General features: G+C 66.5%; 24 protein-coding genes. 16 read left to right on the forward strand and 8 right to left on the reverse strand.

All coding sequences use genetic code 11. From position 1 onward, the window contains the following. The first annotated feature begins 76 nt into the window (after window positions 1–76). Both ACTWPB_RS03800 and ACTWPB_RS03805 read left to right on the forward strand, forming a co-directional pair. Window positions 77–1,099, forward strand: a complete 1,023-nt coding sequence (locus ACTWPB_RS03800; RefSeq protein WP_446226226.1) for an alpha/beta hydrolase — start codon at window positions 77–79, stop codon at window positions 1,097–1,099. A 145-nt stretch (window positions 1,100–1,244) separates the two neighbouring features. After that, window positions 1,245–2,483 (forward strand): TetR/AcrR family transcriptional regulator, encoded by a 1,239-nt coding sequence (locus tag ACTWPB_RS03805; protein WP_446224341.1) that lies wholly within the window; start codon window positions 1,245–1,247, stop codon window positions 2,481–2,483. A gap of 4 nt (window positions 2,484–2,487) precedes the next feature. On the opposite strand, the gene ACTWPB_RS03810 is transcribed toward ACTWPB_RS03805, so the two are convergent. Further along, window positions 2,488–3,999 carry an aldehyde dehydrogenase family protein gene (locus ACTWPB_RS03810; protein ID WP_446224342.1) on the reverse strand — a complete coding sequence of 504 codons (1,512 nt, stop codon included), beginning with the start codon at window positions 3,997–3,999 and terminating at the stop codon, window positions 2,488–2,490. Between the two features lie 309 nt (window positions 4,000–4,308). Here ACTWPB_RS03810 and ACTWPB_RS03815 point away from each other — a divergent pair, with 309 nt between their 5' ends. Genes ACTWPB_RS03815 through ACTWPB_RS03825 form a run of 3 tightly spaced genes read left to right on the forward strand, consistent with a single transcriptional unit; the run spans window position 4,309 to window position 6,961 of the window. Further along, window positions 4,309–5,310 carry an ATP-binding cassette domain-containing protein gene (locus ACTWPB_RS03815; protein WP_446224343.1) on the forward strand — a complete coding sequence of 334 codons (1,002 nt, stop codon included), beginning with the start codon at window positions 4,309–4,311 and terminating at the stop codon, window positions 5,308–5,310. Continuing rightward, the gene (locus tag ACTWPB_RS03820; protein WP_446224344.1) at window positions 5,310–6,119 is read left to right on the forward strand and encodes an ABC transporter permease; all 810 of its coding nucleotides are present in this window, start codon (window positions 5,310–5,312) and stop codon (window positions 6,117–6,119) included. Before ACTWPB_RS03815 ends, ACTWPB_RS03820 begins: the two co-directional genes overlap by 1 nt. Further along, complete coding sequence (locus tag ACTWPB_RS03825) at window positions 6,116–6,961, forward strand: ABC transporter permease (RefSeq protein ID WP_446224345.1); 846 nt, start codon at window positions 6,116–6,118, stop codon at window positions 6,959–6,961. Before ACTWPB_RS03820 ends, ACTWPB_RS03825 begins: the two co-directional genes overlap by 4 nt. A gap of 71 nt (window positions 6,962–7,032) precedes the next feature. Here the strand turns inward: ACTWPB_RS03825 and ACTWPB_RS03830 are convergent, their stop codons facing one another. Together ACTWPB_RS03830 and ACTWPB_RS03835 are read right to left on the reverse strand one after the other, a co-directional pair. Beyond that, entirely contained in the window at window positions 7,033–8,220 is a 1,188-nt protein-coding gene (locus ACTWPB_RS03830) for a lycopene cyclase family protein (protein WP_446224346.1), read from the reverse strand. A gap of 182 nt (window positions 8,221–8,402) precedes the next feature. Then, window positions 8,403–8,879 carry a hotdog fold domain-containing protein gene (locus tag ACTWPB_RS03835; protein ID WP_446224347.1) on the reverse strand — a complete coding sequence of 159 codons (477 nt, stop codon included), beginning with the start codon at window positions 8,877–8,879 and terminating at the stop codon, window positions 8,403–8,405. Between the two features lie 555 nt (window positions 8,880–9,434). On the opposite strand from ACTWPB_RS03835, the gene rpsJ reads away from it, so the two are divergent. From rpsJ to rpsQ, 11 genes are read left to right on the forward strand one after another with little or no spacing between them, the layout of a single operon-like run. Then, window positions 9,435–9,740, forward strand: coding sequence for a 30S ribosomal protein S10 (gene rpsJ, locus ACTWPB_RS03840; RefSeq protein ID WP_040804197.1), 306 nt, complete (start codon window positions 9,435–9,437; stop codon window positions 9,738–9,740). A 17-nt stretch (window positions 9,741–9,757) separates the two neighbouring features. Then, complete coding sequence (rplC, locus tag ACTWPB_RS03845) at window positions 9,758–10,423, forward strand: 50S ribosomal protein L3 (RefSeq protein ID WP_378915814.1); 666 nt, start codon at window positions 9,758–9,760, stop codon at window positions 10,421–10,423. Continuing rightward, window positions 10,420–11,094, forward strand: coding sequence for a 50S ribosomal protein L4 (gene rplD, locus ACTWPB_RS03850; protein ID WP_378953637.1), 675 nt, complete (start codon window positions 10,420–10,422; stop codon window positions 11,092–11,094). Before rplC ends, rplD begins: the two co-directional genes overlap by 4 nt. Further along, window positions 11,091–11,396: a 50S ribosomal protein L23 gene (gene rplW / locus ACTWPB_RS03855; protein WP_194825858.1), complete on the forward strand. Its 306-nt coding sequence runs from the start codon at window positions 11,091–11,093 to the stop codon at window positions 11,394–11,396. Before rplD ends, rplW begins: the two co-directional genes overlap by 4 nt. 32 nt (window positions 11,397–11,428) lie before the next feature. Next, the gene (rplB, locus tag ACTWPB_RS03860; protein ID WP_378953642.1) at window positions 11,429–12,265 is read left to right on the forward strand and encodes a 50S ribosomal protein L2; all 837 of its coding nucleotides are present in this window, start codon (window positions 11,429–11,431) and stop codon (window positions 12,263–12,265) included. A gap of 14 nt (window positions 12,266–12,279) precedes the next feature. Further along, complete coding sequence (gene rpsS, locus ACTWPB_RS03865; protein ID WP_056818481.1) at window positions 12,280–12,561, forward strand: 30S ribosomal protein S19; 282 nt, start codon at window positions 12,280–12,282, stop codon at window positions 12,559–12,561. Beyond that, window positions 12,558–12,959, forward strand: a complete 402-nt coding sequence (gene rplV, locus ACTWPB_RS03870) for a 50S ribosomal protein L22 (protein ID WP_067448312.1) — start codon at window positions 12,558–12,560, stop codon at window positions 12,957–12,959. The genes rpsS and rplV overlap by 4 nt, the downstream gene beginning before the upstream one ends. Then, complete coding sequence (rpsC, locus tag ACTWPB_RS03875; protein WP_266296840.1) at window positions 12,960–13,754, forward strand: 30S ribosomal protein S3; 795 nt, start codon at window positions 12,960–12,962, stop codon at window positions 13,752–13,754. A 3-nt stretch (window positions 13,755–13,757) separates the two neighbouring features. Next, entirely contained in the window at window positions 13,758–14,174 is a 417-nt protein-coding gene (gene rplP / locus ACTWPB_RS03880; RefSeq protein ID WP_056818475.1) for a 50S ribosomal protein L16, read from the forward strand. Next, a complete protein-coding gene (gene rpmC, locus ACTWPB_RS03885) occupies window positions 14,174–14,413 on the forward strand; it encodes a 50S ribosomal protein L29 (RefSeq protein WP_056818473.1) in 240 nt (79 codons plus the stop codon). Before rplP ends, rpmC begins: the two co-directional genes overlap by 1 nt. Continuing rightward, a complete protein-coding gene (gene rpsQ, locus ACTWPB_RS03890; protein ID WP_056818470.1) occupies window positions 14,410–14,679 on the forward strand; it encodes a 30S ribosomal protein S17 in 270 nt (89 codons plus the stop codon). Before rpmC ends, rpsQ begins: the two co-directional genes overlap by 4 nt. Window positions 14,680–14,796: 117 nt before the next feature. Here rpsQ and ACTWPB_RS03895 read toward each other — a convergent pair whose 3' ends face one another. From ACTWPB_RS03895 to ACTWPB_RS03915, 5 genes are all read right to left on the reverse strand, one after another. After that, a complete protein-coding gene (locus ACTWPB_RS03895) occupies window positions 14,797–15,927 on the reverse strand; it encodes a hypothetical protein (RefSeq protein WP_446224348.1) in 1,131 nt (376 codons plus the stop codon). 194 nt (window positions 15,928–16,121) lie between these two features. After that, complete coding sequence (locus tag ACTWPB_RS03900) at window positions 16,122–18,077, reverse strand: hypothetical protein (RefSeq protein ID WP_446224349.1); 1,956 nt, start codon at window positions 18,075–18,077, stop codon at window positions 16,122–16,124. A 183-nt stretch (window positions 18,078–18,260) separates the two neighbouring features. Further along, window positions 18,261–18,995 (reverse strand): CPBP family glutamic-type intramembrane protease, encoded by a 735-nt coding sequence (locus ACTWPB_RS03905; RefSeq protein WP_446224350.1) that lies wholly within the window; start codon window positions 18,993–18,995, stop codon window positions 18,261–18,263. Window positions 18,996–19,123: 128 nt separating this feature from the next. Further along, window positions 19,124–20,065, reverse strand: coding sequence for an RluA family pseudouridine synthase (locus tag ACTWPB_RS03910; RefSeq protein ID WP_446224351.1), 942 nt, complete (start codon window positions 20,063–20,065; stop codon window positions 19,124–19,126). Window positions 20,066–20,206: 141 nt separating this feature from the next. Then, window positions 20,207–20,398: a hypothetical protein gene (locus tag ACTWPB_RS03915; RefSeq protein WP_266296828.1), complete on the reverse strand. Its 192-nt coding sequence runs from the start codon at window positions 20,396–20,398 to the stop codon at window positions 20,207–20,209. Between the last annotated feature and the right edge of the window lie 34 nt (window positions 20,399–20,432).

Consider the following 20,432-nt stretch of genomic DNA (forward strand, 5'->3'; position numbering starts at 1 on the left):
TCGGAATTCGAGACGAAGCGAAGGTGCGAAATTGATGCGTCGGCCAACCCGGCGTCGTGGCTCCAGGGCCGCGGCGATGATCGCGGCAACGGCAGTGGCGGCGGGACTGATGTCCGGTATCGGCACGAGCCCGGCGTCAGCTGACCCGATCATCGATTCCAAGAGCCTGCTCGCCAACCCCGTCTCCGACGACGGCTCCAGGATCGTCAAGGCCGAGGTGAAGGACTCGCGCAGTCTGCGACTGCACGTCTACTCCGCGGCCATGGACCAGAACATCATCGTCGACGTGCAGCGCCCCGCCGACGCCTCGGTCCCGCGCCCCACCCTGTACCTGCTCAATGGTGCGGGCGGCGGCGAGGATTCGGCCTCGTGGGTGGCCAAGACCGATGCGCTCGAGTTCCTCGGCGACAAGAACGTCAACGTCATCCAGCCGATCGGTGGCTCATGGAGCTACTACACCGACTGGATCGCCGACGACCCGGTCGTCGGGCGCAACAAGTGGAAGACCTTCTTCACCGAGGAACTGCCCCCGCTGGTCGACGGCGCGCTCGGCACCAACGGCGTGAACGCGATCGCGGGCCTGTCCACCTCGGGCACCACCGTGCTCGCACTCCCGATCGCCAAGCCCGGCCTGTACAAGGCGGCCGCGGCCTACAGCGGGTGCGCGCAGACCTCCGATCCGGTCGGCTCGGAGTTCGTGAAGCTCACGGTCGAGACCTGGGGCGGCGGCGACACCATGAACATGTGGGGTCCGCAGGGCTCCGCGGAATGGGTCAAGAACGACCCCTACGTGAATGCCGAAGGTTTGCGGGGCGTCGATCTCTACATCTCCACCGGCAACGGCCTGCCCGGCCCGTACGACACTCTCGATGGTCCGTACGCGCTGCCCGGTGCCTTCGGCCTGGCCAACCAGATCGTCATCGGTGGCGTCATCGAGGCAGGCACCAACTACTGCACCCGCAACCTGGCGAACAAGCTCAACGAGCTCGGTATCCCGGCGACCTTCAACTTCCGCCCCAACGGCACCCACTCTTGGGGCTACTGGAAGGACGAGCTGAAGCTGTCGTGGCCGACGCTGGCGCGCGGGCTCGGCCTCTAGACACCGGTTTCGCCCGAACCGCCCCGGTAGCGAGCACGTCGCTGCCGGGGCGTTTCCATTTCCTCGACCTGCCCTCGCCGTTTGCGAATTGTGGTTAACTTAGATTGACTGGTCCAATCCGGTTCGCGCAACGGAAAGTGAGTGCATGGTCGCCGATCGCAGTGAGGCCGAACAGGCCCGCGAGCCGGCGATCGCACCTGCCCGCGTCGTGCGCCGCAGGCCGAAGGACCGCAAGATACAGATCATGCGGGCCGCCGCCCGTGCGTTCAGCGCGCGTGGTTACTACCCGGTCGGGGTGGACGAGATCGCCGCCGAGGTCGGCATCTCCGGACCCGCGCTGTACCGCCACTTCGCCAACAAATACGCGCTGCTCGTCGCCGCCGCCGAGGAGGGTGCCCGGGGTTTGCGCGATGTCGCCGCCGCCGCCGACGATCCGGCGCTGAGCCCAGCGGCCAGGCTCAACGCAGTGCTCACCGCCGTCGCCGAACGCAATATCGACATCCGCCGCGAGGCCGGGCTCTACCGCTGGGAACGCCGCTACCTCGAGCGCGAGGACCGGGTGCGCATTCGCGCGTTCTATCGCGAACTCGAGGCGAACGTCGCCGCGCGGGTCGCCGAGGTGCGGCCGGAGGCGAGCGCCGACGATGTCATCCTGCTCGCGGTCGGCGCGCTGAGTTCGCTGGCCAGTATCGCCGCGCACCGCACCACCCTCTCGCACGGGCGCATGCTCGCGGTGCAGCTCGAGATGGCGTGGGCGATCGTGCGCGCCGAGCTGCCGCCGACCCCCGCCGAGGCCGAGCCCGGCAAGCAGTCCCGTGGCCTGCCGGTCACGTCGAAACGTGAACAGCTGCTCACTGAGGCGATCCGGATCTTCGGCCGCAACGGGTATCACGAATCGGGTATCGAGGAGATCGGCGCCGCTGTTGGCATCAATGCCTCGAGCGTGTATCGCCACTTCGACAGCAAGGCCGACCTGCTCGCCGCCGCCTTCCATCGCACCGCCGACCGGCTCGCGGTCGCGATCGGCGAGGCGCTGGCCGAAAGCGAGAATCGCGCCGACGCCGCCCGCCGCATCGCCGACCAGCACGCGCGCCTCACCTTCGCGACGCCCGAGATCGCGCCGGTCTACTACGCGGAGTTCAGCAACCTCCCGCAGGCAGAGCAGCACCGCCTGCGCGCCATCCAGCGGCAGAACATCCTCGAATGGGCGAACCTGCTCGACGGCGATCAGATCGAAGCCCGCTTCCGCGTGCACGCCGCCGTCGGCCAGATCATCGATGTCGGTCGGCTGCTGCGCTTCGACTCGCGTCCCGAACAGCTGGCCCGCCTGGCCGCCCTCACCGGCGCGGTGCTGCTCGGCAGCGGCTCGGCGGACGGGAACTAGCGGGTCAGCCGCGGCCGTGGCGTAAGCGGAACAGCGCTTTCGCCGCCTGTAAATGCCCTGGGCGACGATCGAAGGTGGACAACCGGATCGGCGCCCGATAGCGCCTGCGCGCGATCGACATCGTGCGGCTGTATTCGCGCAGACCCTGCTGACCGTGGCTGTGCCCCTGGCCGTATTCGCCGACGCCGCCGAACGGCAGCGCCGGGATGCCCGTGAACGCGGTCGACGAATTCACCGTCACCACACCGACTTCGATCTGTTCGGCGATGAGCTCGGCGCTGGGGATATCGAGGGTGAAGATGGTGACGGCGATGCCGTTGCCCGCCGCGTTGACCCGGGTGACCGCGTCGGCCAGATCGGCGACCCGATTCACCACGAGGACCGGGCCGATCCCTTCGCCGGTGATCGCGATGCTGTCCTCGGGAACCTCGGCCAGCACAATCGGTTCCACATAGGGGTCGCGGAACGAATCGAGCCCGCCGAGCACCGCGTGCCCGCCGCGGGCGAGCGCGTCGCGGACCTGTTTGCGCACCACGTCGACCTGGGTGGCATTGATCATCGGCCCGTAGGAGGAGCGGTTGTCGGCGCCGGGACGCAGCTTCGCCGCCCGCTCGGCCACTTTGGCCAGGAAATCGTCGAACACCGAATCGGCGACATAACAGCGCTGGATGCCCGACGAGTTCTGGCCGGCATTGGCCATCGCGCCGAACACCGCCGCCTCCGCGGCCGCGTCGAGCATCGCGTCGACGTGCACGATCATGCTGCCCTTGCCGCTGTTCTCCACCACCACCGGCGTCAGCGTCTGGGCGCACAGCGCGATCACCTCGCGTCCGCGTGCCTGCGGCCCGGCGTAGGCGATCTTGTTCACCCCGGCCTTGCACAGGGCGGTGGCGGTCCGCGAATTTCCGGTAACCGCTTGCAGCACAGGCTGTTCGGGCGATACCGCGGCCCAGCTGTCGGCTAGCCAGGTGCCGACGCCGGTGCTGAGTTCGTGCGGATTGAACACCACCGCGTTACCGGCGGCCATGGCGTAGGCGATCGAACCCATCGGCGTGAACACCGGGTTGTTCCACGCGCCGAGCACCCCGATCACCCCCAGCGGCAGATAGCCGACGGAGGCGTGCTGATTGCGGGTCAACCAGCCGGTGGACAGGCGTTGCCTGCCGAGGGTGCGCTCGGCATTGCGGGCGGCCCAATCCAGATTCTCCACCGCCAGCATCACTTCCAGGGTGGCGTCGGCTTCCGGTTTGCCGGTCTCGCTGCGCAGAATCTCCACCAATTCGCCTGCGTTGCGGGCGATCTGGCGTCGCCAGTCGAGCAGCAGGCGCTTGCGGTCACCGAAATCCATTTCCCCCCACCAGTTCTGGGTGGCGCGTGCGGTGCGCACCGCACGGGTGACCTCGGCTGTGCCCTGCACGGGATACTGCGCGAGCTGTTCACCGGTGCGCGGATCGAATGCTGTCAGCACATCGGATCGACCGGTAGGCGCGGCGGCGGTAGAAGCCGACTCGACCATGGTCACCTCCCCAGATCGAACATGCCCGCACGCGGGCCGGTGAGACGAGTGTTTCCCCGCTGTCAGCGTATGGGCGCACAGCCCGGCCGACAAGGTCGGCGTACTGCCCTTGCACTGCCCAGGTGAGCAACACCACTGCGGCCGGCGAGGAACGTCCGGCAAACCGGGCGCGTCAACGCAGACCGGGCCGGGAAAACCGCCGGACCGGTAACATCGCGCCGAACGGTATGGATCACTTACCGGGAAGAATTTTTCCGCGTGCGCTCGTCTCGTTCAGGCCGTGCGCACCCGGCCGATGGTGGAGAGTTGATGCCGAGTTCGAACTCAGTGGATTCGCCCGCAGGTGGTGTCGCCTCGCGCGACAGTGAACCCGCGGTGCTGGTGTCCGACGTGCGCAAGTCGTTCGGTGACGTGCACGCCCTGCAGGGCATCAGTTTCCAGGCCGAGAAGGCCAGTGTGCTCGGCATCCTCGGACCCAACGGTGCGGGCAAGACCACCATGGTGAAGGTCCTGTCGACGCTGCTGCGCCCCGACTCCGGCACCGCCGTGGTCGCCGGGCACGATGTGCTCACCGACGCCGCGGGCGTGCGCCGCGCGATCATGATGACCGGCCAGTACGCCGCGCTCGACGAGAACCTGACCGGCCGGGAGAACCTCGAGCTGTTCGGTCGCCTGATGGGCCTGACCAAGTCGGCCGCGCGCAAGCGCGCCGAGGTGCTGCTCGAAGAATTCGACCTGGTCAGCGCGGGTAAGCGGGCGGTGCGTAACTACTCCGGCGGCATGCGCCGTCGCGTCGACATCGCCTGCGGGCTGGTCGTGCGGCCCGAAGTGGTGTTCCTCGACGAGCCGACCACCGGCCTCGACCCGCGCAGCCGTCAGGGCGTGTGGGATCTGGTGACCGCGCTCAAGAATCAGGGCATCACGGTGCTGCTCACCACGCAGTACCTCGAAGAGGCCGATGTGCTCAGCGACAACATCATCGTCATCGACAAGGGCACCGTCATCGCGGAGGGCACCGCCGACCAGCTCAAGGCCAAGACCGGCGGCAGCTACTGCGAGATCGTCCCGCTGGACCCGAGCCGCCTCCCGGCGACCGTGCAGGCCCTCGGTGATCTGGTCCCGGCTGCCGTCGCCGCCGATATCGACGGCGCCGACAAGGTGTCCATCCCCGCCCCCGATGGCGCCGCCACCCTCGCCGAGGCGCTGCGCAGGCTCGACAACGCGGGCATCGACCTGGCCGACATCGCACTGCGCAGGCCCTCGCTCGACGACGTGTTCCTCTCGATCACCGGTCATTCGGGCGGCCACTAGTGAGCGTCTCCACCCCCGCGGCGAACACGTTGTTCGCCGAGCTTCCCGCTGTGCACCCGAGCAGCTTCGCGCAGTGGCGCGCGCTGACCGGGCGCATCGTGCACACCATGGCCACCAAGGGCGAGCTGATCGTCGCGGTGCTCACCCCGCTCGTGGTCACCGTCGCCTTCTACCTGCCCTTGCGGTACGTGATGAAGGTCCAGGGCATCGACTACGCGCAGTACGTGATGCCGATCGTCGTGTTGCAGACGATGGCCATGACGATGATGTCGAACGCGCAGCTCGCGGCGTTCGAAGCGCTCACCGGGTTGAGTACCCGACTCCAGACCATGCCGATCGGTTCGCTGGTTCCGCTGCTGTCGCGCATCTGCGCGGGTCTGGTGCGGTCGATCGTCTCGCTGATCGCGACGGTGGGCTACGGCTATGTGATCGGCTTCCGGTTCACCGGCGGCTGGTTGCAGGCGCTCGCGTTCTGCGGCTTCGCGCTGACCGTCGGCGTGGTGCTCACGCTCGGCGCCGACGCGCTCGGCAGCCTGACCAAGAACCCCGAGGCACTCAGCCAGGCCCTCACCCTGCCGATTCTGATCTTCGGCATGATGTCGACCGGGTTCGTGCCAGAGGCCAGCTTCCCGTCTTGGGTGCGGCCGTTCGCGCGCAACCAGCCGATCTCCCAGTTCGCCCAGACGCTCAGCGATATGGCCGCAGGCCAGCTGAGCTGGGCAGGCACGTGGGTATCGCTGGCGTGGCTCGGCGGACTGGCTGTTTTCTTCCTCCCACTGGCGGTGTGGGCGAGTGTGAGGCGATCATGACAACAATCGAGAAGGCGTCGGTCGAGGAGGCCGCGGCCGACCTGCCGGTGGTGCATACCAAGCCGGAGGGTGCGCTGTCGGTGTGGTTCACCCACAGCCTCATCCAGACCAAACGGCTGTTGATGGTGTGGTTGCGTGACCCGTCGACAACCATCCAGACCATCGCCTACCCGGCGGTGACCCTGCTGATGTTCCGCATCGTGCTCGGTGACTCGATCACCGCGGCCACCGGTGCCCCCAGCATCTACGGCCAGGCCGCGCTGCTGACCCTGGTCGCGGCCATGACCGGCGCGGTGGTGAGTGCGCTCGGATTCAAGCGGGAGAAGGCATCGGGGCTGCTCAGCCGGTTCTATACGATGCCGCTGAACAAGGCCTCGTTGCTCACCGGTCGGCTGCTGGCCGAGATGCTGCGCATCCTGATCACCACGCTGATCGTGCTGGGAGTCGCGGTCCCGCTGGGGTTCCTGTTCATGGAGGACCCGTTCGCCAATATCGCGCTGGTCCTGGTTCCGGTGCTGTTCGGCATCGGGTTCGCGGTGATGGTGACCGCACTGGCCACGATCACCGAGGGCGTGATGCTGATCAGCCTCATCGGCATCCTCAACACGCTGCTGATGTTCTTCAACACCGGCTTCGTTCCGGTCTTCGCCTACCCGACCTGGCTGCAGGATGTGGTCGCGAATCAGCCGATGAGCTGTGCGATCGATGCGATGAAGGGGCTGTCCTACGGTGGGCCGGTCGCTGAACCACTGCTCAAGACCGTCGCGTGGACGGTGGGGATGATCGCGGTCTTCGCCTATCCGGCGATCGTCGGCTACAAGAAGGCAGCCGAGTCCTCGTAAAAGACTGGCGTAATCGTGCAATCGAGCTTCCGAGAATCAGTTTTCTGATTAATTGGCGGCCGATTGCACGATTACGCCGGTTCCTCGTCGAGTGCTGTGGCGCGGTCGAAGGGGTAGTCGAGCCAGCGGTCGCGGTTGGTCCAGCCGACGAGGTCGTAGCGCCAGCGGAACGGCCAGGTGTGGGCGACGGTGTTGAACAGGGCGGCGCCGAGCGCGGTGTAGTCGTCGTGGGCCGAGAGCAGCGCGCGCTGGCCGCGTTCGGATTCGGTGAAGAAGGCGTCGAACATGGCGATGGACTGGTCGGTGGTGAGCCGGCCGAGACCCCACAGGCCACGCATGCGCATCCAGTACACGGCCCTGGCCCGCCACGGCCACAAGGCCTCGATCGGGTTCTCGCCGCGCTGCACCGCGGCAACGGCGGTGTCGGCCAGCGCGAGTGAGTCGGCCACGCTGTAGCCGGTGCACGGGTGCATCATCCCGCCGCGTGAGCCGAAGGGCACCGCGACCGCAGTGCCCTGCTTCGGGGGCGGCTGATCCAGGGGATAGTGGGCGGCTTCGTGCGGTTCGTCGCCGGTGAGCTGGATGCCGTGGGCCGCGAGCCTTGTCAAGGTGCGCTTGCGTAGCTCGTGCTGCGGCATCCCGCCACGTAACCCGAGGCTCGTTTCCTCGAAGATCACCGTCCCGTCCCCGAGCGGCACCGCGTAGAGGAACGACGGCGGCTCATCAGGACCGGCCCCGTTCTCCGGCCGCCAATCCAGCAGCAGCCCTTCGCCTTCGGCGACCATCGGCGCCGCCGTCTGCGCATCCACGAAGATCCCGTGCGCCGAAGCGGCCCTGCGCCTGCCCAACGTCGGCAGCCCCCGCGTATCGAATACCGCCCCCGCGGCGATCACCGTCCCGTCCGCGAGCTCCACCTGGTGCGCATCCACCCGCCGCGCCCGATCCGCGAAAACGGTCGCGTCATCGAGTGCCAGCGCCGCGTGCAACCCGGCTTTCGACAACACGCAATAGGGCCGCTCGATCCGATGCTCACCCTTGGTCCACACCGTCGGCGCCGCGATCCGCTGCGCGATCGCACTCGCGGGCAACCACTCCGGGAGCTCGTCCACCCAGCAGGAAAAGGTTGGGGGAAACAGTCGCTCCGGACGAGGATCCACCGCCGCGACCCGCAACCCGGCCACCGCGGCCCGATGCGCCAGCCCCCGCCCAGCCGGTCCAAGGCCGACCACACAGATATCGAATTCCCGCGCAACGCTCACGTCCGCATTCAATCGGCAGCGTCCGCGCCGCGCAAGCACCCTGTGATCCGGTAGTCACTCAGGTGCCCGCGCGGCGACTCCACCGCGGGCGGGCAGCCCGCGCAAGCCGACCGGGTGCACGCGCTCGTCGAACACCGGCTGCTCGGGAACCGTACCGACGCAACGGTTTACCCCGGCCGGAATCAGCGCGGCGAGACCCAGGTGGTGATGTCGGCGTGGACGACCTCGATGCCGTCCTTGTCGTAGATCGAGACGGGGACGGTCAGTTCCATGCCCTTGGTGATCGCGGTGAAGTCCGGGATCTCGTCGAGTTTCGCGACCGCGCGCAGGCCCGATTCCGCCTTGGCCAGGTACTGGACGTTCATCGACTTGGGGATCCAGCGGTGGGTGGTGGGAACGGTGGCCTCGCTGAGCATGCCCATCGCCACCTCGGCGAGGTTGCAGGCCGCGATCGCGTGGAAGGTGCCGAGGTGGTTGTGGATGCCGAACCACTTCGGGGAGGTCACCTCGCAGACGCCGGGTTCGAGGCGAATCACCTGGGGGAGCACGGTGCCGAAGTAGGGGACCCTGGCGACCATGCCGAGCGAGAACAGCGCGTGTCCGATGCGGTTGTCGGGCAGCTTCTTCCAGCCGCGGTAGGTCGCGGTTTCCTGTGTCATGTCCGCTATCTTACTCAGAAGTAAGGTAGCGGGGAACCCTCCGGTGACCAGGTATGGCGACGAGCCAGCTACCATTGCTCGGTACAGCCCAGCCGGCGGTGCGGTCCAGGTAGTAGCCCCTTTGGTGGCGTGATCGATACCTCATGACCCCCGATTTGAAGGACGTCGTCGGCATGGTGCATACTGTTCGGGTTGCCTTGCGCAGGATCCCCACTCTTCGGAGCGGATGGCCTGGGTGGGGGGAGCAGTAGTTTGTATCTCGCCGGTCAGCCGGTGTGGATACGTTCGGTACCACGCACTTCCGGCCGATGGTGAGCAACTGACCTGGGTCGGAGAATAAGCGTTAGGGCGACACGCCCGACCGCGTGGGCCGGAGAACCATGACAGATGAACAGCGGCGAGGACTAGGTAGTGCCTTTTGGTGCGCCCTGGTTGCGGGTCTTTAGTGGGAAACCACGCTGAGGCGTCTTTCTGTGTTCGGGCTGTGCAAATTGAGGGTGGTGCGGGAGCCAGCTCCTGTGACCACGAAGGAAAGCGGAGAAAAGGACACTTAGCGTGGCGGGACAAAAGATCCGCATCAGGCTCAAGGCCTATGACCACGAGGCGATCGACGCGTCAGCGCGCAAGATCGTGGAAACGGTGACCCGCACCGGCGCCCGCGTGGTCGGGCCTGTGCCGTTGCCGACCGAGAAGAACATCTACTGCGTCATCCGTTCGCCGCACAAGTACAAGGACTCGCGCGAACACTTCGAGATGCGCACGCACAAACGCCTCATCGACATCCTCGACCCGACGCCGAAGACGGTTGACGCGCTGATGCGCATCGACCTGCCGGCCAGCGTCGACGTCAACATTCAGTGACGGGGACTCGAGACACAATGACTGACAACAAGAACCGGCCCGCAGCCGGCATCCTGGGCACCAAGCTCGGCATGACCCAGGTCTTCGACGAGAAGAACCGCGTCGTCCCGGTCACCGTCATCAAGGCGGGCCCGAACGTGGTCACCCAGATTCGTACCGTGGAGCGCGACGGCTATTCGGCCGTGCAGATCGCTTTCGGCGCCATCGACCCGCGCAAGGTGAACAAGCCGACTTCCGGCCAGTTCGCCAAGGCCGGTGTCACCCCGCGCCGCCACGTCACCGAGATCCGCGTCGCGGATGCCTCCACCTTCGAGATCGGCCAGGAACTCTCGGCTGATGTCTTCGAAGAGGGCACCTACGTCGACGTGACCGGAATCAGCAAGGGCAAGGGCTTCGCCGGCACCATGAAGCGTCACGGCTTCAAGGGCCAGGGCGCCTCGCACGGTGCGCAGGCTGTGCACCGTCGCCCGGGTTCCATCGGTGGCTGTGCCACTCCCGGCCGCGTGTTCAAGGGCATGCGCATGTCGGGCCGTATGGGTAACGACCGCGTCACCACGCAGAACCTCTCGGTTCACAAGGTCGATGCCGAGAACGGTTTGCTCCTGGTCAAGGGTGCTATCCCCGGCCGCAAGGGCAACATCGTGATCGTCAAGAGCGCCGTGAAGGGTGGTGCGCACGCATGACCAGCCTCGACAAGAAGGCCAACCTGACGCTGACCGTTAAGGCCGCAGGCGGCAAGACCGAAGGCACCGTCGAACTCCCCTCGGAGATCTTCGACGTGACCGCCAACGTCGCGCTGATGCACCAGGTCGTTATCGCTCAGCTGGCCGCCGCTCGCCAGGGCACCCACTCCACGAAGACTCGTGGCGAGGTCCGTGGTGGTGGCAAGAAGCCGTACCGGCAGAAGGGCACCGGCCGCGCCCGTCAGGGCTCGACCCGTGCGCCGCAGTTCGCCGGCGGTGGCGTCGTCCACGGCCCGCAGCCGCGTGACTACAGCCAGCGGACCCCCAAGAAGATGAAGGCAGCCGCCCTGCGCGGTGCCCTCTCCGACCGGGCCCGCAACGAGCGCATCCACGTGATCACCGAACTGGTCTCGGGTCAGAACCCGTCGACCAAGATTGCCAAGAACTTCCTGGCCGAGCTCTCGGGCCGCAAGAAGTTCCTGGTCGTCGTCGGCCGCGAGGACGTCGCCGCGTGGAAGAGCGTGGCGAACCTGGAGAACGTGCTGCCGATCGCCCCGGATCAGCTCAACACCTACGACGTCCTCAACAGTGACGACGTGGTGTTCAGCGTCGAGGCCCTGAACGCGTTCGTTCACGGTCCCGCCGAGGCGGCCCAGGAGGAGAGCAAGTGACCACCATCGCCGACCCCCGCGACATCCTGCTCGCACCGGTCATCTCGGAGAAGTCCTACGGGCTGATCGAGGAAGGCACCTACACCTTCCTGGTGCACCCGGACTCGAACAAGACGCAGATCAAGATCGCCGTTGAGAAGGTTTTCGGCGTCACGGTCACCAGCGTCAATACCGCCAACCGTCAGGGCAAGCGCAAGCGGACCAAATTCGGTTACGGAAAGCGCAAGGACACCAAGCGCGCACTCGTGACCCTCTCGGCCGATAGCAAGCCCATCGAGATCTTCGGAGGACCGGTCGCGTAAGCGCCTGGGACTCCAGAAAGCGAGAAGAACTCATGGCAATCCGTAAGTACAAGCCGACAACGCCGGGCCGTCGTGGCTCGAGCGTCTCGGACTTCGCCGAGATCACCCGGTCGACGCCGGAGAAGTCGCTGCTGCGCCCGCTCACCAAGTCCGGTGGTCGTAACGCGCACGGTCGCATCACCACGCGTCACCGCGGTGGCGGTCACAAGCGTGCCTACCGCGTCATCGACTTCCGTCGACTGGACAAGGACGGCATCCCGGCCAAGGTCGCTCACATCGAGTACGACCCCAACCGCACCGCCAACATCGCACTGCTGCACTTTGCCGACGGCGAGAAGCGCTACATCATCGCGCCGAAGGGCATCAAGCAGGGCAGCCCGATCGAGTCCGGCCCCACGGCCGACATCAAGCCGGGTAACAACCTGCCGCTGCGCAACATCCCGACCGGTACCACGATTCACAACGTGGAGCTGCGTCCGGGCGGCGGCGCCAAGTTGGCTCGTTCCGCTGGAATGAGCATTCAGCTGCTGGGCAAGGAAGGGCCGTACGCGACCCTTCGTATGCCTTCGGGTGAAATCCGCCGTGTCGACGTGCGCTGCCGCGCATCGGTCGGCGAGGTGGGTAACGCCGAGCAGTCGAACATCAACTGGGGCAAGGCCGGCCGTATGCGCTGGAAGGGCCGTCGGCCTACCGTCCGTGGTGTCGTCATGAACCCGGTCGACCACCCGCACGGTGGTGGTGAGGGTAAGACCTCCGGTGGTCGCCACCCGGTCTCCCCGTGGGGTCAGCCTGAGGGCCGCACCCGCAAGCCCAACCGCCCGAGTGACAAGCTCATCGTTCGCCGTCGTAAGACCGGCAAGAAGCGCTAAGGAGGAGGTAAGAAATGCCACGCAGCCTCAAGAAGGGCCCGTTCGTCGACGACCACCTCCTCGCGAAGGTGGACGTGCAGAACGAAAAGGGCACGAAGCAGGTCATCAAGACTTGGTCGCGTCGCTCGACCATCATCCCCGATTTCATCGGACACACTTTCGCCGTCCACGACGGTCGCAAGCACGTTCCGGTGTTCATCTCGGACAACATGGTCGGCCATAAGCTCGGTGAGTTCGCGCCGACCAGGACGTTCAAGAGCCACGTCAAGGACGACCGGAAGAGCAAGCGGCGATGACTGAAACCATTCAGAACCCGACTGCACGCGCCACCGCCAAGCACGTTCGGGTCACCCCGATGAAGGCCCGTCGAGTCGTGGACCTGGTCCGCGGCAAGAGCGTCGAGGACGCGCTGGCGATCCTGCGGTTCGCACCGCAGGCTGCCAGCGAGCCCGTGGCCAAGGTCGTGGCTTCGGCCGCGGCGAACGCCGAGAACAACCTCGGCCTCAACCCGGCCACCCTGGTCATCTCGACTGCTTTTGTCGACGAGGGCGCCACCATGAAGCGTTTCCAGCCGCGGGCCCAGGGCCGTGCGTTCCGGATTCGCAAGCGCACCAGCCACATCACCATCGAGGTCGAGAGCGTGCCCACCACCGGCGCTGCCACTCGTAGCCGCCGGAAGGGAGGGGCAAAGTAAATGGGACAGAAAATTAACCCCCATGGCTTCCGCCTCGGTATCACCACCGACTGGAAGTCGCGTTGGTACGCGGACAAGCAGTACGCGGAATACGTGAAGGAAGACGTTCAGATCCGCAAGCTCCTCGCCACTGGCATGGAGCGGGCCGGTATCTCGAAGGTCGAGATCGAGCGCACCCGTGATCGCGTCCGTGTGGATATCCACACCGCGCGTCCCGGCATCGTGATCGGTCGTCGTGGCGCGGAAGCCGACCGCATCCGCGCCGAGCTGGAGAAGCTCACCAAGAAGCAGGTTCAGCTGAACATCCTCGAGGTCAAGAACCCCGAGTCGGATGCGCAGCTGGTTGCTCAGGGTGTTGCCGAGCAGCTGTCCAACCGTGTGGCGTTCCGTCGTGCGATGCGTAAGGCCATTCAGTCGGCCATGCGTTCGCCGAACGTCAAGGGCATCCGTGTGCAGTGCTCGGGCCGCCTCGGTGGCGCCGAAATGTCGCGCTCGGAGTTCTACCGTGAAGGTCGTGTTCCGCTGCACACGCTGCGTGCGGACATCGACTACGGCCTCTACGAGGCCAAGACCACCTTCGGTCGCATCGGTGTGAAGGTCTGGATCTACAAGGGTGACATCGTCGGTGGTCGTCGTGAACTGACCGCCGCCGCCGCTGCTCCGGAACGCCCGCGTCGCGAGCGTCCGAGCCGCCCTCGTCGGTCCGGCGCCACTGGCACCACGGCGACCAGCACCGAGGTCGGTCGCGCCGCCACTGCAGTGGCGGAGGCTCCGGCAGAGAACAAGGAGGGCTGACGCATGCTGATGCCCCGTAGGGTCAAGCACCGCAAGCAGCACCACCCCGGTCGCTCCGGCATGGCCAAGGGCGGCACCGCGGTGGCCTTCGGTGAGTACGGCATCCAGGCTCTCGAGCCCGCCTACGTCACCAACCGTCAGATCGAGTCGGCGCGTATCGCAATGACCCGCCACATCAAGCGTGGCGGCAAGATCTGGATCAACATCTACCCCGACCGTCCGCTCACGAAGAAGCCGGCCGAAACCCGCATGGGTTCCGGTAAGGGTTCGCCGGAGTGGTGGGTCGCGAACGTGAAGCCCGGTCGGGTCATGTTCGAGATGTCTTACCCCAACGAGGAGACCGCTCGTGAGGCCCTGCGCCGCGCGATGCACAAGCTCCCGATGAAATGCAGGATCGTGACCAGGGAGGAGCAGTTCTGATGGCTACCGAAACACCGGCCGCAGAGCTCCGTGAGCTCAACGAAGAAGAGCTCGTGGCACGCCTGCGCGAGTCGAAGGAAGAGCTGTTCAACCTGCGCTTCCAGATGGCGACGGGTCAGCTCGACAACAACCGTCGACTGCGCGTCGTCCGCCACGAGATCGCGCGCATTTACACGGTCATGCGTGAGCGCGAGCTCGGCCTGGCCACGGCGCCCGCTGGCAAGGGAGATGCGGCATGAGCGAGAACACCGAAGAGCGCAACAGCCGCAAGGTACGCAGCGGCTACGTTGTCTCCGACAAGATGAACAAGACGATCGTCGTCGAGCTGGAAGACCGTCACCGGCACAAGCTCTACGGCAAGATCATTCGCACCACCTCCAAGGTGAAGGCGCATGACGAGAACGAGATCGCCCACGTTGGCGACCACGTTCAGCTGATGGAGACCCGTCCGCTGTCGGCTACCAAGCGCTGGCGTCTGGTCGAGGTCCTGGAGAAGGCCAAGTAAGGTCGCTCCTCGATCCATCGAGATCGTTGTAGTACGAAGGCCCGTTTCCCTGATGGGGAAGCGGGCCTTCGTCGTCGCGCACCCTGGGCGGTCCTCCCGGCAAGGTCGCTCGGCGAGCTATGCGACACCAGTGTCCAACGGCAATGGAAAGTTGGCGTCGAGGAGTTGCGCGCGCAGGTCTGTGAGCTGGGTTTCGAGGACCGCGCGGAGGTTGCCGAGTTCGAGGTTTCGGCCCGCTAGATCGCTGTTCTCGAGTTCGCTCATGGCCGCGTCGATGTGAAGTTGGCGGGCGAGCTCGTCGGTGCTCCGAGCACGGACGGTGGACAGTAGATCGAGATCACTCTGGATCAGCGATATCGCTGTGATGGTTTGTCCGATCGCGGCGAGCTGGTCGCGGTACCCGGCGAGGATCAGGACTCGATCGGTCAGGGCGTCCCATGCTGCGTCGGCGGTTCGTCGAAGATCGGCTTGATGCGCGGTGACCGCACGGCCTGCTGGGCTAACGGTAAGTGGTCGAATCGTGTTCGCATGGACGAGCCAGATTCGGTAGGCCCTGGCGTTGATGTCGTCCAAGGTGCCGTTGAGGTCGATACGCGCGCGGTGGACATCGCCTACGGTGCTGTGCCATGTGTGGTCCGCGCGGATCTGTGCGGCGACAACCTCCGCGAGACCGACAAGCTGAGCTTCTCGCCACGCGTAGGTCGCGGTGCCGCCATAGGCGGCAGGGCCGACGCAGGTGTTTCGGGCGGCCGCGGCGGTCCATTGTTCGCGCAAGGCAAGGTGATTGATGAATCGCTTGTGCAGGTGGGCGGGTGTCGTCGGCCAGCTGAAAGCTCCCGATCGGAGCTGCTTCCGTTCGGTGGAGCTGAACGGCCTCAACACGCGCGGCGTCATGATGTGGCGGATACCCCACAGGCTCGCGCCGAGGAGGACAGCTACCAGCAGCGGGTGCGCCACACCGAAGAGATCGATCGCGACCGGCAGGGCCCAGAGCGAGAAGAACACGGCGGCAAGAAGCCAGCCTTTGAACAGCCGCGGAACTTCCTCGCGCCGGGCGATCGTCAGGCGCCTGTCGCTGCGCCTACGCGGTGAGATCTCGGCGGACGGGTTCGCGGCGAGCTGAGTTGGGTCCACGGCCGCACGGCGCGCCCATTGCCGAGTGAACTTGTCGGCGATCCTGCTCTGACCGGCCGCTATGAGCTCGGCATCGAGTGCGGCTTTCCTCTCGTCTGTGCTGCTGTCTGTCATCAGTTCCCCCTCCGAGTGGACGCATATCGGCAGGCGGCTTCCGCAACGGCGGCGCCGAATTCTCGGTGCGTGAAACTCTAAAGCTACTGGGGCATAAACGAGTTCGCGTGCTGGACCGCTCGGGTCGGCATCATGTCGGGGCATGGTTGTCAGCGCGCTGTGGCCGGTGATCGGCGTGGTCGCCCGGTGCTGTGTCAGCCGGTGAAGGCGTAGGGCTGGCGGATCTTGTGGGCGAATTCGACGATGTTGGTGACAGTGCTGCTGGGGACGCCGACTTCGCTGCCGATGCTGCGGGCCGACCAGGACTGGTCGGTGAGTTCGAGGATCTCCTCGATCTGGTCGAGGGTCAGGCGTAAGGGGCTGCGGTGGGCGATCTTTCGGGCCAGCGCTCTGACTTCGGTGTCCTCGTCGAAATCGACATCGTCGGGGGCAGGGAGGTCTTCGTCGGGTTCGTCGGTGTCGAGTTCGGCGTCAACCGGGTCGGCGGTTTTCGCCGCGGGGTAGTCGACGGGGGGACCCGGGGCCGGGGGTTCGGCGGCGGGTGTGGTCGGCGCGACCGGGACCAGCTGGACGGCGACCGGGACCGGCTGAGCGGCAGGCGGGGTCGTGGCCGGGGGCTCGGTGTCCGCGGCGGACTCGGGCTGAGGGGACTCGGGCTCGGCGTGGGGGACCACTTGCTCGGCGAGCTCGGCGGTGAGGGTCAGCTGCTCCGGCTCCGCGGCGGGTGGCTGTGGATCATTGTGCACCGCTACCGGATCGGTGCTCGGTGCCGTGTCGCCATCAGGGTCACGGGCGACGGTGCCGGCGTGCATCGTCGCCTCGGGAACGGGGTCGGTGCCGGTCGCTTCGCCCGCGGGGGACTGCGTGGCGGTGGTGACAGGTATTCGCCGCAAGGTCGAGGCGGCACCGTTGGTTCGGGTGGCGTGCTCGGTGCCGTTGCGGCGATGGTCGGCGGCCGCCTTGTGGATGAGTTCGAGAGTGCCGGGGGCGTTCGGCTTGTCGGTGGAGGGCCGGCGAAGTCCGTGCGGGTAGCTGCGCTCGGCCGCCGCCGCGGCGATTCGCTCGGCCTCGGCGACCAGCGGATCCAGGTCCGGCGCGGCCTCTGAAGCGGCCGGTCGGGCCGGTGTTTCGACGGTCTCGTGATCCACCGCGGCCGTTTCCGCGGGCGGAGCGACGGCCTCCCCACGGGCAGCGGTCTCGACACCGGCAACGGCCTGCACACCGGCAGCGGTCTCGACACCGGCAACGGCCTGCACACCGGCAGCGGTCTCGACACCGGCAACGGGCTCGGCACCGTGCAGCGCACCTTCCGGCGTCGACCTCAGAGCCGGCGACATGATCCGCTCAGCGGGGGAGTAGCTGGTGTCGCCTGGCAATTCCACCGAGGCGCTCTCGATCAACAACGCGTACCGCGCCGACACCCAGGCGTGCAGCCAGATCACCACCCCCACCATCACCGGCGCGATGGCGAATTCGGCTGCGCGACCGAAGGATCCGGAGGCCAAGTGGGGACCCGCGTTGAGGGCGACGGTGGTGCCGAGCAGGGCGAGTTCGAACACGAGTACCTTGCCGCGTTCGAGTTCGCGGCCCCAGCGGGCGGCGGTGGTTGCGGCGATCATGATGACAATGATCGGGATCGAGATCATCGCCTCGATGCCGAAGCTGAGCCAGTAGAGCGGGTCGCTCATGTCACCGCTCGGCACGAGGTTGTGCTGCACGTTGACCCCCGCCCACACCATCCCGAGGATGACGACGCCGATCAGCGCGCGCGAGGACCACTCCGCTCGCCGATACAGCTGCGCGAGCCGGGCATCGGCGCTGGAGACCCGCCGTCGGGCGGCCAATGCCTTGCGATGCCAGCGCGCGTCGGCTTCGTCGGTGCGGCGGATGAGTGTGCCGGTGCGCCGGTCGCGCTGATCGGCGGCGAGTTCGTCGACGATGGCGCGACGCCGCTGTTGACGGCGCTGGGCCCGAATCCATTCGGCCAGCTCGCGTTCCGCGCGGATCTCGTCGTCGGAGAGCGCGTCGTAGAGGGCGGTGTCGTGTTGCAGGGGGAGCTTGTCGCGAGCCGTCGCGACCTGCTGGGCGAGCGCGGTGATCTCGGTGTTCGGCGCGATCGCGGCATTCTCGCTCAACCGATCGTCGGACATATCGCGCCTTCCGCCACTCGAACATATGGACTATCGAACATATGTGTGATTGCCAGAGAGCGTAAACGCCGACCGTGCCCCGGTCAACGACAACGGGTCGATTCCGCCGAATTCCCGGCAGCGACACGCCGGAATTCAGAAATCGGAAATCGTCGCGGAGCAGCCGTTTTTCGGCGTGGCGGTTCAGCGCAGCGCGGTGTGCCAGACGAGGGCCGCTGCGAGCGCGCCCGCACCGTTGAGCGACCAGTGCAGGGCGATCGGGGCGAGCAGGCTGCCGCTGCGGCGGCGCAACCAGGTGAACACCACGCCCGCGGCGGCTGTCGCGGCGACGGCGAGGGCGATTCCGGCGAGCTGGCCGAGGAGGCCGCCGCCGACGATGCCCGCCAGGCCCTTGTTCCCGGAGGTCAGGCCGAACGACGAGGCGATGTGCCAGAGGCCGAACATCAGCGATCCGGCCGCGAAGAGCCCACGGACGCCGAGGACCCGATCGAGGGTGCCGTGTAGTACGCCGCGGAAGGCGAGTTCTTCGGGGATCACCGTCTGCAACGGGATGACGATCATCGACGCGATCAGGGCGCCGGAAATCGTCGCGTATCGATCAGCGAGGAAGAACGGCCTGGTGAGCGGTAGGAGAGCGCCGATCGCGACCGCGGTCAGCACGATCGCGACCGCGCCGAGCGCGTACACCGTCCCGCGCTTCCAGTGCCTGGGTGAGAGTCCGAGTTCGGACCAGCCGAGTCCGCGCTTGCGCATCAGCGCCAAGAGCGCGAATGCCGCGATGGGGACGATGACGATATTGGCCCAGGCTGTCGTGAAATGCGCGATCAGATTGGTGCCTGCCAGCACGACGACAACCACCGCGATATCGATGTAGGCATGCAGCTTCGGCCGGGAATCGGCGACGGCGGGTACGGGCACCCGACCGAGTGTACGGAAATATCACGAAATGAAAACGGTCCGGTGAATGCGGGACAACGCGCCGACCCCAGCGTTGAGCGGCCCGGAGTGCGCCCACCAAGATCAAGGAGGATTCGCCGTGCTGTGAGCTACTCGACAGCCGATCCGGACCATCCGGCCATATCGGTCCACGCCTGTAGTGTGCGCCGGGTCTCGAACCGCCGTGGCACTCCGCTGATCGGATCCGTGAATTCGAGCGAAGCCGCCAGCAATTGCAACGGCCGGGTGTATTCGTCGACCGGTTTATCGGTGACCACCGGATAGAAATCGTCGCCGAGAATCGGCACGCCGAGCCCGTTCATATGGAGCCGCAGCTGATGAGTTCGCCCGGTGTGCGGGCGAAGCCGGTAGCGCCCGAGCCCGTCGCGGTGCTCGACCAACGCCACCTCCGTCTCGGCATTGGGCTCACCGTCCACCTCGAAAGCGGCGAGCACCTGCTTCTCTTTGATGATCCGGCTGCGCACGATCCGCGGCAGCTCGAGCGCGGGATCGTAGGGCGCGATGGCCTCGTACTCCTTGCGCACGGTCTTGCGGTGGAACATCGTCTGATAGGCCCCGCGTCGCGCCGGATTCACCACGAACAGCAGCAGGCCCGCGGTGACCCGGTCCAGTCGGTGCGCCGGGATCAGGTCGGGCAGTTCGAGCTCGTTGCGCAGCCGCACCAGCGCGGTCTGCAGGATGTGCTGGCCACGCGGGATTGTCGCCAGGAAGTGCGGCTTGTCGATCACGAGGATGTCGTCGTCGCGGTGCACGATGCCGATCTCGAAGGGCACCTCGGTCTCGGTGGGCAGATCGCGGTGGAACCACACGGCACCGCCCGGTACGAACGGCGCGTCCGGTGCCAGCGGACCCGCCAGATCCACGATCTCGCCCGCCACCAGCATCGCGTCGATTCTGGCCGGATCCACCCGAGGCAGCCGCTCGACGAGGTGGTCGCGCACGGTCGGCCACTGCCCGTCCTCGGGGAGCCGGAGCCGGGCGGGATCTAGGCCGTGCCGTTTCGGCAGCGGCGGCTGCTGCCTACGTCGCATAGGAGCAAGTGTGGTCTGTCCGGTGATCGTGATTCGCCGTGGGGTTCAGGCGGCGCGCGTGGCGAGTCCCGGGTAGTCGCCGATCAGACCCGATGCGTCGTAGTCCAGGGTGGCCTGGAAGTCGAAGCCGCTGACCAATCGCTAGCCCGCCCGCTGATCGAGCACCATCAGTTTCGCTTCGACGAGGACGTGGCGCGCACGCCGTCGTACCCGGCACAGGTCGACGCTGCATTCCAGGTGTATCTGCATCGCCCGATGCGCTTGTTCGGGCGAGAGCTTTCCGGGATCGGAATGGCAGTCGGCAATTGCTGAAATGATTGACGTGACAAACATTTTCGTTCTCCCACCGCTACACGAGATCAAGAGG

It is taken from the genome of Nocardia sp. IBHARD005 (assembly GCF_052814245.1).